Source organism: Sphingobacterium puteale, assembly GCF_003627955.1.
GTDB lineage: Bacteria > Bacteroidota > Bacteroidia > Sphingobacteriales > Sphingobacteriaceae > Sphingobacterium > Sphingobacterium puteale.
On record NZ_RBWS01000019.1, the window covers coordinates 83,225 to 99,326 of the forward strand.

General features: G+C 39.0%; 14 protein-coding genes. 5 read left to right on the top strand and 9 right to left on the bottom strand.

Annotation, left to right across the window (positions count from 1 at the left end):
• Positions 1-59: 59 nt before the first annotated feature.
• The 3 genes from D7322_RS22080 to D7322_RS22090 form a co-directional block, all read right to left on the bottom strand.
• Positions 60-1,274 (bottom strand): FecR family protein, encoded by a 1,215-nt coding sequence (locus tag D7322_RS22080; RefSeq protein WP_121126382.1) that lies wholly within the window; start codon positions 1,272-1,274, stop codon positions 60-62.
• 129 nt (positions 1,275-1,403) lie between these two features.
• Positions 1,404-1,988 carry an RNA polymerase sigma factor gene (locus D7322_RS22085; RefSeq protein ID WP_121126383.1) on the bottom strand — a complete coding sequence of 195 codons (585 nt, stop codon included), beginning with the start codon at positions 1,986-1,988 and terminating at the stop codon, positions 1,404-1,406.
• 261 nt (positions 1,989-2,249) lie between these two features.
• Complete coding sequence (locus D7322_RS22090; protein ID WP_121126384.1) at positions 2,250-4,907, bottom strand: glycoside hydrolase family 78 protein; 2,658 nt, start codon at positions 4,905-4,907, stop codon at positions 2,250-2,252.
• Between the two features lie 511 nt (positions 4,908-5,418).
• On the opposite strand from D7322_RS22090, the gene D7322_RS22095 reads away from it, so the two are divergent.
• Together D7322_RS22095 and D7322_RS22100 are read left to right on the top strand one after the other, a co-directional pair.
• Positions 5,419-5,865, top strand: a complete 447-nt coding sequence (locus tag D7322_RS22095) for a nuclear transport factor 2 family protein (protein ID WP_121126385.1) — start codon at positions 5,419-5,421, stop codon at positions 5,863-5,865.
• A gap of 306 nt (positions 5,866-6,171) precedes the next feature.
• Complete coding sequence (locus tag D7322_RS22100) at positions 6,172-6,780, top strand: HD domain-containing protein (RefSeq protein ID WP_121126386.1); 609 nt, start codon at positions 6,172-6,174, stop codon at positions 6,778-6,780.
• 739 nt (positions 6,781-7,519) lie between these two features.
• Here the strand turns inward: D7322_RS22100 and D7322_RS22105 are convergent.
• The gene (locus D7322_RS22105) at positions 7,520-8,275 is read right to left on the bottom strand and encodes a hypothetical protein (RefSeq protein WP_220700151.1); all 756 of its coding nucleotides are present in this window, start codon (positions 8,273-8,275) and stop codon (positions 7,520-7,522) included.
• A 51-nt stretch (positions 8,276-8,326) separates the two neighbouring features.
• Complete coding sequence (locus tag D7322_RS22110) at positions 8,327-8,851, bottom strand: GNAT family N-acetyltransferase (RefSeq protein ID WP_121126387.1); 525 nt, start codon at positions 8,849-8,851, stop codon at positions 8,327-8,329.
• Between the two features lie 601 nt (positions 8,852-9,452).
• Between D7322_RS22110 and D7322_RS22115 the strand changes: the two genes are divergently transcribed.
• Positions 9,453-10,637, top strand: a complete 1,185-nt coding sequence (locus D7322_RS22115) for a glycoside hydrolase family 76 protein (protein ID WP_220700152.1) — start codon at positions 9,453-9,455, stop codon at positions 10,635-10,637.
• Positions 10,638-10,678: 41 nt separating this feature from the next.
• On the opposite strand, the gene D7322_RS28570 is transcribed toward D7322_RS22115, so the two are convergent.
• Together D7322_RS28570 and D7322_RS22120 are read right to left on the bottom strand one after the other, a co-directional pair.
• Positions 10,679-10,849 carry a hypothetical protein gene (locus D7322_RS28570; RefSeq protein ID WP_183078804.1) on the bottom strand — a complete coding sequence of 57 codons (171 nt, stop codon included), beginning with the start codon at positions 10,847-10,849 and terminating at the stop codon, positions 10,679-10,681.
• An 11-nt stretch (positions 10,850-10,860) separates the two neighbouring features.
• Complete coding sequence (locus D7322_RS22120) at positions 10,861-11,142, bottom strand: DUF5777 family beta-barrel protein (protein ID WP_262707662.1); 282 nt, start codon at positions 11,140-11,142, stop codon at positions 10,861-10,863.
• A 139-nt stretch (positions 11,143-11,281) separates the two neighbouring features.
• Between D7322_RS22120 and D7322_RS22125 the strand changes: the two genes are divergently transcribed.
• On the top strand, positions 11,282-12,208 hold the full coding sequence (locus tag D7322_RS22125; RefSeq protein ID WP_121126389.1) for a 2-hydroxyacid dehydrogenase: 927 nt from the start codon (positions 11,282-11,284) through the stop codon (positions 12,206-12,208).
• Between the two features lie 359 nt (positions 12,209-12,567).
• Here the strand turns inward: D7322_RS22125 and D7322_RS29295 are convergent, their stop codons facing one another.
• Positions 12,568-12,978, bottom strand: coding sequence for a nucleotidyltransferase domain-containing protein (locus D7322_RS29295; protein WP_220700156.1), 411 nt, complete (start codon positions 12,976-12,978; stop codon positions 12,568-12,570).
• 389 nt (positions 12,979-13,367) lie between these two features.
• Here D7322_RS29295 and D7322_RS22135 point away from each other — a divergent pair, with 389 nt between their 5' ends.
• Entirely contained in the window at positions 13,368-13,814 is a 447-nt protein-coding gene (locus tag D7322_RS22135) for a nuclear transport factor 2 family protein (protein ID WP_121126390.1), read from the top strand.
• Between the two features lie 60 nt (positions 13,815-13,874).
• On the opposite strand, the gene D7322_RS22140 is transcribed toward D7322_RS22135, so the two are convergent.
• On the bottom strand, positions 13,875-15,935 hold the full coding sequence (locus tag D7322_RS22140) for a M48 family metallopeptidase (protein WP_121126391.1): 2,061 nt from the start codon (positions 15,933-15,935) through the stop codon (positions 13,875-13,877).
• Positions 15,936-16,102 lie beyond the last annotated feature (167 nt).

Sequence of the window (16,102 nt, forward strand, 5' to 3'; positions counted from 1 at the left end):
TCTATGAGACCAGCTTCAGGAGCGGTCGCAACGCTTCTGAAGCCTTTGGTTGTAAAAGGTTAGTTTTTTACATATATTTTCCTCCCTATTAATTCAAAATGAACACCACCGACAAGTTCGATGGTCTTTAATAATTTTTTGATATCACCATATTTTGATATTGTACCCGAAAATTGAAAATCTTCAAATTGAGATTTAAACTCCACCTGAACGTCGTACCAGCGTCCGATAATATCCATCACCTCGACAAGTGGTGTTTTATAAAAAGCAAAATTACCGTCCTTCCATGCGATAGAATAAAAGGGATCAATCGGATCTATCGAAAACTGATGCGATACCTGCTCAAATGTAGCCTGTTCATTGGGTCGCAGGAATTGATCAGATATTGTCGTATTTTTAAAATTCAGTTTTACTTTGCCTTCTACCAAAGTTGTTATGATTTTCTTTCCATAGTTCTGCACATTAAAAGAAGTTCCCAATACCTCTATGGATTGCGAACCTGTGTGTATGATAAAGGGGATTCGTTTTCCCAGTTCGGTTCGTTTTGCTACATCAAAAAAAGCTTCACCATATAGTTCTACTTCTCGTTTTGATTTATCAAAGACAACAGGGTATTTTAATGTAGTAGATGCATTGAGCCATACCTGTGTGCCATCAGGCAATGTGAGGTTATACTCACCGCCCCTTGGTGTAACAATGCTGTTGTAAACAAGTTTATGGGGATTAACACCATCCTTGATATGGTAGGAAATCCCGCCGGCTGCGGTTTTGATGATCTCAAAATCGCCATGGTCTATAATGGTGTCGCCTTTGATTTTTTCCAGATCAATTCGCCGCCCGTTTTCTAGTATAATCTCGGCACGATCTTTACCCGGAACAACCGATTCGATCCCATGGGTTGTGAGCTGCTGCTCATTGATCAGTGAACCGTTTGATCTTCCGATAAAATAAATAAGTGAACCGACTCCGACGACTAATAACAGGGCCGCAACAGCTATACTTCGCCATGGGAACATAACCGTTTTTTTTGGCGGAGCCAGCTCCTGCAACTGATGTTTGACACGCTCATCAGCTATGATTTTTTCAAACATATCTTGGTCGTTCATTTCGGACTCGAACCTGTTTACGGTCTCTTCCTCATGCTTTATTTGCTCCCAAGCATCCAAAAAATCTTCATCGTCCATATATTTTACAAACTGCGTTAACGACTCTCCTCGGAGTTTATCGTCATAATACTGACGGATTAATCTTTTGTAAGCTTCTATTTTTGACATCGATGCTGATTTCTACATGCTTTACTATCTATTCGCATCAGCTATCAAAATGTACTAGTCAAAAAATAAAATTTTTTAAAAAGGAAATGGATGATAAAAAATTGTGGAAAGCCGCAAAAAAGCAGTTTGCTAGCATAGCACTAGCAGGACGGCTAGCGTGAAGAGGATTTTTTGAAGTCTTAATTTGACAAAACTACAGGCGGCAGTCAAATGGTTTCTGACCGTATTTCGGGATATACCGATATGCTCCGCAATTTCTTGATAGCTCTTTTCCTCAAATTTATTCATTTGATAAATCCGTTTTTGTTGTGCGGGAAGCGCGTCAATAATCTTTTCCAGCATTTGCTCACGTTCCTTTTGTTCCAGTTGTATGTGTGCGCAGGATGTGGTATTCAGTTGGATGTTTCCGCTATCCATTCGATATTGTTTTCGGATGACCTCTTTTCGGAAATGGGATATCGCCAATCTTTTGGCTACCACATAAAGAAAGGGAAATATTGCTTCAGCGGACGGAATTTCCTTTCGTTTGAGAAATAGCTGGACAAAAACCTCCTGTACAATTTCTTCGGCCTCGGTAGGAGAAGAGGTCAAACGACATACTTTCTCCTGTAAACTGGGTTTATAGCAATCAAAAATTTTTCGAAAAACTCTCCCATCAGCCATCTGAAATCGTTCAAATTCCTCTAAATCAAGTGGAAATCCTTTCAAATCCATTAGTACATAGGTTTTTGTTGGTCTAAAGAAACAAAATTGATATTAAATTTATATAAAAAAGGTATTAATTCAAAATGAAACCTTTCGAAGCGCGAGACGGGGCAACCTGACGCCATTCGCCGCCATATAAAAACGGTGAAGTCATCTACCGAAACGAAATTGGACGACCAGAGCACGACGGGGCTACGCGAAGATCCATTTCAATGTGTTGTTCGCGAGCTAATTTCTGAAGATAAGGATATAACAAGTGACCTTAAGCAATTAAAGTTTACTTTCAAAATAATAGGTGCCCGAACCGATTTCTCTTGTTGTCTCGGGGAGTATTACTTTTGCTTTGGTATTTGCAGGTATAGTGACCTCAAGTTTTAATACCCCATTTTCTAGTGTCCATGCCGATTTTACTGGACCATATGGGGTTTCTAATTCTGCGGCGGCGTTCGTTATTTTTCCACCTGGTTTGGGTGCAATAATAATGGATTTATAGCCAGGTTCCTCGGCGACCGAATTGATGCCCGCAATCGTTCTGTACATCCAGTCCCCAATTGCTCCGTATGCATAATGGTTGTAAGAGTTCATATCTGGCGTCTGAAAAGAGCCATCCGGCTTAATTCCGTCCCATCGTTCCCATATTGTTGTAGCACCCATTTTGACGGGATAAAGCCATGAAGGATAGCTTTCCTGCATCAGGAGGTCATATGCGACATCATTATGGCCAAATCTGGTCAGCACATGACATAAATAGGGGGTACCCAAAAATCCTGTGGTGAGATGATTACCATAATCACGGATGTTCGCTACTAAGCGATTTGCGGATGCTGCTCGAAGTTCTTCGGGCAACATGTCAAATTGTAGCGCCAGGACATATGCCGTTTGTGTTCCGGAAACCAATCGTCCCGTAGTGGTCATATATTCTTTCACAAAAGCGGATTTAATATTTGCCAGCAATGCGCTGTACTTCGCGACATCTTCCTGTTTGCCCAATACTTTAGCTGCATTGATCAATAATTGGGTAGAGTGTGCGTAGAAAGTCTGGGCAATCAGGTATTTATCTGTAACTGCGGCTCTTCCGTCATTGTCATCATGAGGGCGGTAGAAAAGCCAGTCTCCAAAATGAAAACCGGAGTTCCAAAGATTATTTTTGGCCACGGAGGAGATATAATCAACCCATTTTCGCATGCTCTCAAACTGTGTTTCCAGCATCTGCCGATCACCATAAGCCACATACATATCCCATGGAATAATTGTAGCTACATCTGCCCAGCCTGCTGATGCCCCATCATTCGCACCCAGTACATTGGGGATCACATGGGGGATTGAACCGTTAGGCTGTTGATCGGCCTTCACATCTTTAAGCCATTTCGTGAAAAATCCCGCAACATCCATATTGTAAGCCGCTGTATTGGCAAAGGCTTGTGCGTCCCCCGTCCAGCCTAGACGCTCATCACGTTGTGGACAATCCGTTGGTACATCTAAAAAGTTTCCCTTCTGCCCCCATTGAATATTATGTTGTAGCTGGTTCAGTAGACTATTGGACGTAGCAAATTTTCCAGTGGTCTCCATCGCAGAGTATAGCGCGACAGCGGTAAGGTCTTCGGTTGTCAATTCTCCGGGATAGCCCTCGACCTTCACATACCTGAAGCCTTGAAACGTAAAATGAGGTTCAAAGACCTGTTCGGTATTCTCCTTTAAAATATAAATATCCTGAGCCTTTGCAGATCTTAGGTTTGTGGTATAAAAATTACCTTCTTTTGTAAGTACCTCAGCATGGCTCAGCGTGATCTTGGTTCCGGCGGCACCTTTGGCTTTGAGCATGACCCAGCCTACCAGATTTTGTCCGAAATCCACAACAGTCTCGCCCGCCGGTGTTTTAAAGACTTTAAGCGCTTTGAACTTTTCGTGCTTTTTGACCGGTGGACCGCTCATTGCCACAAGTTTTTCCGATCCTTTCTCCATCGTGCCGACTGCATTCCATTTATTATCTTCCCGATAGCCAATATTGTCCCATCCGCTTATTTCCAGTCGGGCGTCATAGATTTCACCATCATAAATATCCGATGCCATAATCGGTCCGTAAGCATATTTCCAACTTTCATCGGTTTGGACCGTTTCCGTCGTCCCATCTGTATATTCCATGACAAGCTGCAAGAGCAATCCCCGCGTATCACCATAAAAATTGTGCTGATTTCCAAAGCCAATCCGTCCCTTATACCAGCCGTTCCCGAGACTAACTCCGAATACGTTGGAACCGCTTTTTAGGATCGTGGTTACATCATAAACTTGGTATTGCAAATGATCCCTGTAACTGGTCCATCCCGGAGCAAAATAGGTATCGCTGACACGCTGACCATTGATACGCGCTTCGTATAATCCCTTCGCAGTCACGTAGGCAATTGCCGATTTAAGCTTTTTATTGACGACGAATTCTTTTCTGAAAAGAGGGCTTCTTGCCGCAGTATCTTTGCCGGCCACTTTGATCCATGTCGCTGTCCAATCCATGGGACTTATTCCCATTTGAAAGAAGGCGGGTTCAGACCAGGCGGAAGTATTGCCATGATTGTCTTTTACCCGAATTTGCCAAAAATATCTCTTTTTTGATTGTAAGGCAGCCCCCTCATATTTAATCAGTACTGACTGATCTCCTGATACCGCCGCTTTCCACACCAGATCTTTTCCTGCATTCATTGCGGCTTTATCACGGCCTACTCTGATTTCATAAGCAGACTGTATGGTATTCTTTACTGAAGAACGTATTTTCCAGCTGAACCGGGGACTATCGGTTTCTATTGCCATAGGATTTTTAAGGTGTTCTACTTTAAGGTCAGTTACGCTTAATTTTTGGGCAAAGGTACTGATAGAAAGTATACATATAAATCCTGATATCATAACTTTTTGAAGCAGAGTGTTTATAAATGGTGCCATATTTTAGGGTTGAGGTCAGCCGAAAATCCGGAATTATCCACTATTATCACAAATAAATTTGATATAAGTGTCATGTACTATCCTGTATATTTTTGACGTATCAACACAGAAGACAAAATTTGGCAAATATCGATCCTAATAAGTGCTAGATAACAATTCCTGTCTAATGGAAAGATTTTTTACGAGGCGCATATCTTATAATCGCTAAAAAGCAGATGTGAAAACTTGTCCTATGCAAACCCAGAATAGAATGGGTGTTCATAAATTAGTAGTGGACTAAAAACAAATAACTTATGGGAAATTACTATTTGCTTTTAGTTTTGAGCAAAAGTATTGCTTTTAGATCTGTTTGATTCGCAAGTCCTTCTTTGTTAATGATTGCTTTTTAAATTTCACCTATTTATTTCCTTCGTTTACCGAGTTTTTATATCCGTTAACCTAAAGTTGATAGGTTAGACAACCATTGCGCTGTAGTTTTGAATTAAGAAATAAGCACAACAGAACGAACATTATGAAAGCATCTATAAAAACATTCCTGGCAGTAGCAATGATAGCAGTATCCACCTTGGCTATTGCAGCAGATAAAACCTCTTCAAAATCCGAAAAATCCATAGTTAATCTATTCACGGCAGACATTGCTCTTAACCATTATGTTGCGGTGATCACTGCGGGGGAGTCTATCGGTTTAGAGCAATTATTTACAGCAGATTTCACTCAGAAGATCCAGTCGGGAAATGCAACAACAAATGACCGAAAAGAAGTTGTCAAATTCCTGAAAAAGCAAAGCGGCGAGAAGCTCAACTGTAAAGTGAGTACCCGGATTATCGAAGAGTCAGCAGACTATATGGTAGGGAAAGTAACGATGCAATTTGAAGACTTTACAAAGACAGACCTTGTGACACTGGTCAATGAGCATGGAGCATGGAGAGTGTCCAGTTCAGTTAATGCCTATAAATAAGATAAAGAATAAAAACTAATGGTGAGTCAAGTTAGAGCTCGTAGCCTGACTATTAGTGAATCGTAAGTTTATAAGTTTAGTTTAGTAGCCACGTCGTGAGATGTGGCTTTTTTATGTTTCCACCAGCTATCTTCGGCTTAGGTATATACTGGTGGTTTGTTTTCATATTCCAGTTTACAGATTTTATAGGACGGACATCCGTCATTCTTTTTTAATTCCTTTTTAAAGTTACCTTCATAAATTGTCTGAAAAAGAATATACGCATAAAAATAGTTAGCTTTACTTATGATAGTTGATCACTTAAAAATGAGAGCGATATATTTTTCGTGCTTGGAACCATATACCGATGATATCCCGCTATTGGAGTCATGTTGGAATGAAATCACAGCATCATATTCCGATCAGCGAAGAGGCTACCATACGTTGGCACATCTGCAACATTTTAGCCGGCAGTTGGATCTTTGTAAACATCATTTGTCAGATTATCCTACGGCTTATTTGGCCCTGATCTATCATGATATCGTATACTTTATGCTGGATGGTACAAATGAAGAAAAAAGTGCACTGGTTGCGGTGGATCATTTACGTAGATTGAACTATCCATCGGATTTGATCAACATTTGTCAGGAGATGATTCTGGCAACAAAAACACATTCAATGAATAGCAGTTCTGATATCAATTATTTTATTGATGCTGACATGTCTATATTGGGAGCTGATAAGGTATCTTATGCAAAATACGTCGCTGGTATCCGTAAAGAATATGGAGATTCAATTTATTTTGATGAGGGTAGAAAGCATGTTTTACAAAGTTTTCTCGAGATGGAAAGAATATTTAAAACGGATTTTTTCTATAAAAAATATGAAGAAAAGGCACGACTCAATATTCAAAATGAAATCGAGGATTTGAGCTGAATTCCTAATTTTTCATTGTCTTCAGTATCTTCTAATTTGACCGATTGTTTAGCCTGTGTCTCATATGCTAGCCTGCTGTTTTGTTTTGGTGTAAAATAAGCAATAAGAGCAGTTTTACCCCTAGTGTCCACATTTGCTAAGGCAGTTGATAAGTGCTATGCCATAATAGATAGCACTTTATTGATTAATGTTCATTGCCCTTATAAATCCGCATTGATTCAGTTTTTCCGGCTCTCTCAAACCCGTTCTTTTTGTAGAAATCTACAGATTTCCCGTCTGCTGTAAGTATTTGCATATGAAAAATGAACATAGATATCTTGCATTTTTTCCAGAATAAGCTGGCCTATCCCATTGCCTTGATAGTCAAGATGGACTAGTGGTTCGGGTAATAAACGACAAGGTGGCCAGCTGAAATTGCATTTCCCAGTCCACCAATGTATCTTCTCTCCATGCGGAAATCAATGTATGCGAATTCATCAGTGCTTGATACAATTCACCTCCCAAATTCTGCCATTCACCGAGTTTTCCTTTCCGTTGGTCTAAAGAAAATAGGCTAAGATTGCGTTATGTGGTAGTTTTGAATCAACAAATAAAAACTAGATAGCATAAGAAACAACAGAAAAAATGGGTGCTGAAATCAGTAGCGAAGGGTGGTCATGGATTTATTTATCTTCCCATGGGAGGAAAATCAACCTTGGAATTTTTCAGAACGATGTTTAACAAAGAAGAGGAATAATATTTATTCCGCTATCAATGTTGCCCCTTGCGTTAAAATTTTTTGCTTATTTTTTTTGACAACAAGCGTAATATCCGTTGCATCTTTTTCCGCTATAATATTTCGGTAGATAGCATAGGTATAAATCCCGTTGGTAAAAACGATGACGTGATTACCTCCGCTTCCTTCAAAATCCAGTTTGCCGTTACTCAGGATAATGTCAGGTGGCATGTTTTCTTTTTTTTCGGAATTCCACGAAGCATACCTGTATTTTCCGTTGGTTAATTCATCTATTCTGATCAGGTATTTTTCAGATTTTATTGTATAAACTGGTTTTTTGAATTGTTTTAAAGAATGGTGTATGTGTTCTTTTTGTTTTTGAATCAGTGTTTGTCTTAAATTTTTTTCAAATGGACTCTGATAATTTACTGCGGTTATTTTTCCGGCTTCGCTATCTATCCATAGTGTGCCATTATCCAGCATGATTCCGCGCCAGCCAACTACTGTCCATTGGTCCGGTTTTGAATGCGCAATCAGATCCACGAGTGTCTGATCGAAAACCTCCTGAAACCTTTGCTTGAATTCGTTCGGTTTTGTTATCGCTGGAATGGGATTTTCCCGCTTCAAGGGGTAGTTTATGACCGTTGAAATCTCATCTATGTTTTTTTGTTTGAACAGGGAGATAATATGACTGATGTTGGCTTTTTTTGACGCATCTGAATCCTGTGCGTGGCCAAAGCTATAAACAAATAGTGCTACAATTAGAAAGCTAAATTTCATCTGTTCCTTTGTTATCTGGTATGTAATGCCTACGAAATTAATAAAATTAGATCAGTAGTGATCAATTGAGATTTCTTGTTCATTTTTATTTATTCCGTAAATAATATTGTCTAAATTGTCCGCATCAATTTTATCTGCTACCAATTTGAAACCGCGGCGTTCCAGCAGCTTTTTGGAAGCTATATTTTCGCGATGTGTATACGCTTCTATAGCCTCAATTCCCATTTCATCAAAAGCATATTTTAATAGGGCCTCTACGGCTTCACTCATCAATCCTTTTCCTTGGAATTGCGGAAGTAATTCGTAACCTAGTTCTGCATATTTTTTGCTCCGGTCAATATTCCACAAGGTTATAGTTCCCACAAATTCATTTTGATCTATTGTTTTAATCGTAAAATAAAATTTATTTTTTCTGACCATCTCAATAAACTGTCTTGTCTCTTCAGGACTTTTATTGATATCTCTGCCAATGTATTTAGCAACCTGAGGATTGGTCCTGAGATTGTGCAGATTTTGCAAATCGGACAGTTCGACAGGCTTTAATAGCAATTTCTCTGTTGAGATAGTAGTTTCCATATACAGTTGTAGTTTTATATCTTGATCAAACAAAAATTGTCAATCTGAATGTATGTTAGGATATTTGATTTAAATGTTATTATATAGATGAAGTTAGTTAATTGGGTTTAATGTCCCTTCTTTTTTGTGTTGTTTTTTTATTTTCAGTCGTCATTTTTGTTCGATACTTTGCCGGTTCTTCGCCTTCTATCCTATAATTTTCTTCCGAAATAAGCAAAACCGTTTTAGTTTCATTATATTTGTTTTACTCAATCCTATGGATGTATCAATAGTTCAGCTAGGGCCCAGATTTTGGAAATGCCGACACGATCCCTCTCTTGTTCACTAAAGATCTATTGTATATCGCTTAGGAGAGGGGATAACCAAATACGATAAAGCTATAGCATTTTACTTTTCAGCGAAAGGGATAGTTCGACCTTATTCTTTGGCTCTTCCTGGTCGCAGCCGCCGGTCGGAAACAGTGAAATTACAGCCTATGCCAGCGCTGCAATGCTGTTTGAGAGTGTGGCACGTTATCAGACGAAGGTAAAATAATAGATTATACACTAGCCATTAGGTTACCAGTCAGGTCCTGATGGCTATATTAGAATAATAGATGCTGATGAAACAAATAAATAGGATAGCGACGATAGCACTCATGACAGGTTTATACTGTCTAACAGCTCAGGCGCAGGTTAAAAACGGTCAATTTTTTGATTATGCCCAGAAGACTTTGGATGTGATCTATGACAAATATGGGAACGCCAAAAATAAATTACTGGCCGAGAAATATCCCTTTGACGAAAATTTTAAGGCGGACTATTTGAATAATACTACACAGGCAGAACAGCAAAAAAAATATGCCTATCTCTGGCCTTTCTCGGGTAGTTTTTCGGCGGTCAATGCACTGATGGAACAGTCAAAAAATAAAACAGCCTATCAGAAAATATTGGACCAGAAAGTGCTCGTAGGGCTCAGTGAATATCGGGACGAAAAGCGTAAACCAGTGGGGTATGCCTCCTATATCAATTCAGCGCCGGCATCGGATCGCTTTTACGATGATAATATCTGGTTGGGCATTGATTTTACAGATAGCTACATACAGACCAAAAAGACGGATTATCTTAAGCATGCAAAGGAAATTTGGACCTTTGTAAAAAGTGGTGAAGACGATAAGCTTGGCGGTGGTATTTATTGGTGCGAGCAAAAAAAAGAATCTAAAAATAGCTGTTCGAATGCGCCTGCTGCAGTATTTGCTTTAAAACTTTTTGAGGCGACCAAACAGAAGGACTATCTTCTTGAAGGCCAACGTTTGTATGAATGGACAAAAGCAGGTTTGCAGGACCCAAATGATAAACTTTATTGGGATAATATACATCTCGATGGTAAAGTTGACAAAGCCAAGTATTCCTATAATTCAGGTCAGATGCTGCAGGCTGCGGCCTTGCTCTATCAGTTGACCAAAGAAAAGAAATACCTGGATGATGCGCAACAGCTTGCCGAAGCTTGCCTGGGCTATTTTTTTGAGACAAAAACAGGACAAGATTTTCCTCTCTTAAAAAACAGTAATTTATGGTTCCATGCCGTAATGATGCGCGGTTATATCAGCCTGTTCGAACAGGATGGAGATCGAAAATATTTAGACATTTTTGCGAAAAATCTTGATTTCGCATGGCTTCGGATGCGGGATCAGCATGGACTTTTTGATACCGACTGGACCATGGAGAATCCTAAAAAATCAAAATGGCTGTTAGACCAATGTGCTTTCGTGGAGATGTATGGGCGTTTGGCGAAATTCGGGTATTGACACTTGCCATCGGGAGTGATACGATTTGTGCATGAGGAGCATTAACGCTGAATTGTCGCTACAGCATGGCGACAATTCGGCGTTAACTTTTGTCCTCCGGTGTCCATTTCCAGACCGACACCCACTGCATTATAATAGCGCTGACCACTCACTTCCTCGCGATATTTTTTATTTGATGATTTTCCGGAAAGGAAATATATAGTCTGCGACAAGCGCCATCCGATTACTGACTTTGACCCCGACCGCCAATCCCAAGTGCAAAGAGATCATTTTGGTCATTGTACGCTATATAATTCCGATGAAGATAAGAAGGGACAACAGTCAGTGATAATTTCGAACTGAATTTTCGCGCAATGATCAGCTGCGTTACATGGCATAGCCGGTCACTGAATCCTGTGAAACTTGCCGCCGACTGCTTATTCTCGGCTGCACCCATAGCTGATACCGTCGTACTTCCAAAAAATGCAATGGACACCGATATCCTGTTGTCGACCGTATGCTCGATAAACCGGGATTACTTGGTACGGTGAAAAACGTGGTGGAAGCAAAACCATAGCCTTCCTCGGGTAGTTTTCAGTAGGAGGTTTATCAAGACGTATTGCTGTTTTTAAGATAAATGTTATTTTCGTATAAACGAAAGAAATATGAGTATAGCATTGATACTGAATAGCGGCCGAGCCGAAGAATGGAAGCTCGAAATCAATAAGCATTTGCCTGAAACAAGAGTCGAGATCTATCCGGATATCCAAAACTATGATGAGGTCGAGTTTGCGCTTTGCTGGAAGCCTGAGGCGGGTTATTATGCTCATTTTCCCAATTTAAAAGTGATCCAGTCTGGGGGAGCTGGGATCGATCATTTATTTCCTGAAACCATTCCCTCACATATTCACACCTGTAGGATTGTAGATCACATGCTAAAAAGCGATATGTTTGAACATGTTTTGACCTGTGTGATGCATTCAATGAAGAATTTTTCAGCCTATTCTACAGAAAAGAGGAAAAGACATTGGCATCCCCTAGTGTATAAGTCCATTGGTCAAACGTGTGTAACAGTTTTAGGATTAGGTGAAATAGGGGGGGATGTCGCCGAAAGATTGGCTCAGCTAGGTTTCAAGGTTAATGGTTGGTCCAATTCTCCAAAAAATATACAGGGGGTAATTTCTTTTACAGGTATCGCAGGACTTAGTTCAGCAGTTGAGCAGACGGATTTTATTGTGAACGTTTTGCCATTGACTGATGCCACCCGCGGAATTTTGAATCATGAGTTTTTCTCCTTTTGCCCGATGGGAACTGTTTTACTTAACGTTGGTAGGGGCGCCCATCTTGTGGATGACGATTTAATAGAAGCCATCGACAAAGGACAGATTGCCGGCGCTTACCTCGATGTGTTTCAACAAGAACCATTGCCCAAAGAGCATCCATTTTGGAATTGCAGCTCTATTTTTATAACACCTCATGTCGCGAGTAGGACAAATATTGGCTCTTCGGTCTTGCAATTGGTGGATAATTATAGAAGAATGGCTGCTGGGCAACCTTTGCTCAACGAAGTTTCCTTAAAAAAGGGTTATTAGAAATCTGTGCTGCCCACAGAGGTTTCACCTTCCCCTTTCGGTTCACTATGGCAGCTGACGGACTAGGAGCAATTTTTGCGCAGGAAAAATAAAAGCATTGTTTCCATTGGCTAGCAAATTTGATAGAGTCTGTTCTATTATTTCAATAGTTGCGTAAGTCTTCCATATATTTTAAGACGGGATTTTCTGCTTTACGTACACGCCTCGGAAGATTATTATTTTTGATATGACGTAGAGGACCAAATACTACCATACGCAAATATGCCATAAAATCGAGGGCTTCAATATATTCACCTCTTCCAATTTTTGTTAGCCCATAGTGTAACTAGGTCCAAAATCTGTCTTCGATCCATTGGAAGTCAGAAACCGGAAATTGTGCATATTACTTTTTGTAAAATATTGTCGGTATCTAATAGAATAATAGGATCTTCAATCCTGATGCAAAATTCCTCAAGAGTGACAAACTTAATATTTACGTGTAATAGAGGGGCGTCATATAAACAGATTAACAATCTTTTTTCGCCTACATGTTCACCTGGTAAAGCCGACAAGAGATTGCCAAAGAGGCTAGCATATTCGACCATCCGTGAGCTGTCGGCGTTCAGATCCTCTTTGGTGACTATAACCAGGTCCAGATCAGACCACTTATCAATTTGACTGGTTAGCCAGGAGCCAGCGACTGCTAATCCAATAATATTCCGATCTCTTTTTAAGACCTGAACAACATTTTTGCAAATACTCTCTGCATAATATCTGTTTTGAATACCAATATAATGCTTTTTTGTCCGTGATTATAATACAAATGGGTCGGAATCCAGCTCAAAATAATGAGATGGTAGGTGATATTATCATCAATAAACATTGATTTTCTTAGACGTATAAGAGCACCTTGTGGAGAGCGGATTGTACGCGTGCGAACAAAATGTTTCTAAACTGTTCGAATCCGCACATCTCCTTTTTTAGAAAAAAACCTTGAAAAAACCATTATTCGACCTAGAAGCCATAAATGGACTTATTTCGGCTCATGGTATAGTATTTGGCATGCAGGTGATAAAACCTTTCAAAGATCATTGGCCTAAAGTCCATAGGTTACATGCATATTAGATAGGAGTTTTGAATTAAAAGATAAGAACAATATAACTAACAAAATAAAGACATTATGAAAGCATTCGCAAAAACATTTGTAGCAGCAACCTTAATCGCCATATCTGCATTCGCTATGGCAGCAGAAGGACCTGGCTCAAGATCAAAGGAAGAAAGCGTGAATCTTTCCACAGCAGACTTCGCCCTTGATCACTATGTTACGGTAACGACGAAGGGTGAATCAGCGGGCGTAGAGCGGTTGTTTGCTGAGGATTTTAGTCAAAAGATACAGGCTTCCAGTATATTGACCTACGGGCGTAATGCAGTGATCCAATCATTGAAAAATCAAAATGGAGAAATTCTGAACTGCAAAGTGAATATCAAGATCGTCGAAAAATCGGCAGATTATATGATTGTAAAAATTACACTGAAATTTGAAAACTTTAGCATGACTGACCTTGCGACCTTTGCCTACGAAAATGATGGTTGGAAGGTTTTCAGATCATTTCATTCGTATAAATAAGAGTTATTCCTTACAGATATATAAGTTGTATGGCCAGGTCGTAAGAAGTGGTTTTTATTTTTATTGTCGGGTTTTGTCTTCTTCAAGCCTAAGTATAAAATCTAAATATGTCTTTTTCTTTGAGAAATAGATATCATCTAGTAATCTTTTATATTCTGCAATCGCTTGGAGCAAAATTTGAAGGTTTTCCTCTTTGTACTCATCTACATTAAAGTATAGTAAGTCCGTATTGATGTATTTATTGAGTGTTGACAATAAGGTTGCATCCATTGGGGGCTGTATGTTTTCCTGTAGTGATAGAAGATTGGACAATCTCTTTTTGAAAGATACTTCCCTTCTTTTGAGATCACTCACTCTCGCTTCAATTTCTCCAAATGGCAGAGTCTGAAAGAAAAATGCCGTGTTTTCGTTCATATCATCGTATATCATTTGAGATTCATCAAATGTTTTGTGGAAAGCTTCAAAATCGTCATATTTCTGATCAAATTCTTCCTTACGCTCCTGTGCGATGGATAATCGTAGAAAGTAATGATGTATTTGATAATTATAACTATCTACCTGACGTGTTATATCCAGGATGTCATTCTCAATTTTTATCAAGAGTTCATCGGCATCGATATCCCGATATTTTTTTCCATCATAATCGAAGGTTTTTAATTTGATGTCTCCCTTTTGTATGGCTTCCACGATATGCTTGTCACTTTTTAGACTGTTGAGTTCATATAATGACTCGATTTTACGATCTGCAAACAATTCGTCAAATGTCAGCTCTTCAAGTTCTTCAGCAGTAGCTAAGTCTCCCTTTAGTAGAGGATTGTTGTAATCATAGAAATCGTTAAATTTTGGATCGATTGTATATCTGTTGATCTGGCTTTCAAAATTATCTTTGAATTCACTAAGGTTCAAAGTTGCTGGTACCTGCTGATATTGAATATGCGAAAATAACTTCTCAGAAATTTGATCAGCTATTGCTGCACCATTTGAAAGCAAAGCAATAGCAGGTTCATTTGAAACATTGTTCTTTATGATATCAAGTTTCCACAAGGCTTTCACGCGTTCTTCATCGGTCGGATGGGAAGCCCATTGATTTTCGAGATTCAATTTTGATTTATCATATTTTTTTAATGTTGCTAATTCGATCTGTGGGAATCCTTCTTGAACTCGATACCTAGATCTTTCCGCAAGAAGAAGCATCACACAATTCTGTTCGTGATAAATATTGTTGCTCCGGATATTTTCGCTGATTTTTCCATCGTAAAAATTAAAAATATAATTTAAAGCATGATTTGCAAAACCCAGACGCAGCAATGAGTCTGCCAAGGCTTTAGAACCTGCCACGTGAGCTGCAATTTCATCTGCATGAAATTCCATTTCCCGGGACAATGCCAGATAATTTAGGTTAACATATTTATACAAGTATTTCAGGATGTTTTGAATCTGTTGGATGATAAAGACCGATATACCGATAAAAATAGCCGAATAGCCACTAACATTTCCCCATTTTTCAAATATATTGTCCAACGATTCATTTTTGTAAAGCATATTGTAGATAATTTGATTGACATGATAAACATAACTTCCAACTTTCATACTTTTCTGTGAAAAATGTCCGAATTCATGCGCAAGAATAGCTTTTAATTCCTGTTGAGTTACAGCATTGATCAATCCTACACCAATTTGTAGATTCTTTCTTATTGGAAGAAACATGCTCCAAAAGCTGGAATCATAAAATACTGAAGCATTCACATCGTGAGATAAAAATATTTTTTTTGGAAAGCTGGTGTCGACTTCGCTAACAATCTGATGGATCAACAAAAATAGTTCAGGCTCATCATGCTCGGTAATTTCGGTGAGATGATCGGTATCTACTTTTGTCGAAGCGAATATAAATTTTATAAGAAAAAATAAGACAGTAAGACCGGAGGCGAACAAACCTATACAGGCAATGGCCGTTAAGAACATCGGTTTGGAGGTAAAGACTAATAAGCCTAAAAAGGTAAAACCAATTGTTATTCCTATAGCAAATAAGAGCAGGAAAATATAGGTAAAAGCAAAAACGAAAATAGATAAAATTGTTTTGCGTGCATGTTTTTTAAAACTTGCTGATACTTGTACTTTCATAAAACGGTTAACAGTGATAATTTTTGTTAAATTGTCTGATATAAAAATAAAAAATAATATCCATTTATTCCTAGTGACCTTTCAAGAGCAGACTTCGTTTTAGAGCATTATATTGCAGCAACTATCGAGGGAGAGCCGGTAGGTGTAGAACAACTTTTTGTCGAAGA

Coding starts and splice junctions, on each gene's coding strand:
- D7322_RS22090 (WP_121126384.1), bottom strand. CDS start 4,907: ATGGCACCATTTATAAACACTCTGCTTCAAAAAGTTATGATATCAGGA.
- D7322_RS22105 (WP_220700151.1), bottom strand. CDS start 8,275: ATGAAATTTAGCTTTCTAATTGTAGCACTATTTGTTTATAGCTTTGGC.
- D7322_RS22110 (WP_121126387.1), bottom strand. CDS start 8,851: ATGGAAACTACTATCTCAACAGAGAAATTGCTATTAAAGCCTGTCGAA.
- D7322_RS22095 (WP_121126385.1), top strand. CDS start 5,419: ATGAAAGCATCTATAAAAACATTCCTGGCAGTAGCAATGATAGCAGTA.
- D7322_RS22135 (WP_121126390.1), top strand. CDS start 13,368: ATGAAAGCATTCGCAAAAACATTTGTAGCAGCAACCTTAATCGCCATA.
- D7322_RS22115 (WP_220700152.1), top strand. CDS start 9,453: ATGAAACAAATAAATAGGATAGCGACGATAGCACTCATGACAGGTTTA.
- D7322_RS22085 (WP_121126383.1), bottom strand. CDS start 1,988: ATGGATTTGAAAGGATTTCCACTTGATTTAGAGGAATTTGAACGATTT.
- D7322_RS22140 (WP_121126391.1), bottom strand. CDS start 15,935: ATGAAAGTACAAGTATCAGCAAGTTTTAAAAAACATGCACGCAAAACA.
- D7322_RS22125 (WP_121126389.1), top strand. CDS start 11,282: ATGAGTATAGCATTGATACTGAATAGCGGCCGAGCCGAAGAATGGAAG.
- D7322_RS22080 (WP_121126382.1), bottom strand. CDS start 1,274: ATGTCAAAAATAGAAGCTTACAAAAGATTAATCCGTCAGTATTATGAC.
- D7322_RS22100 (WP_121126386.1), top strand. CDS start 6,172: ATGAGAGCGATATATTTTTCGTGCTTGGAACCATATACCGATGATATC.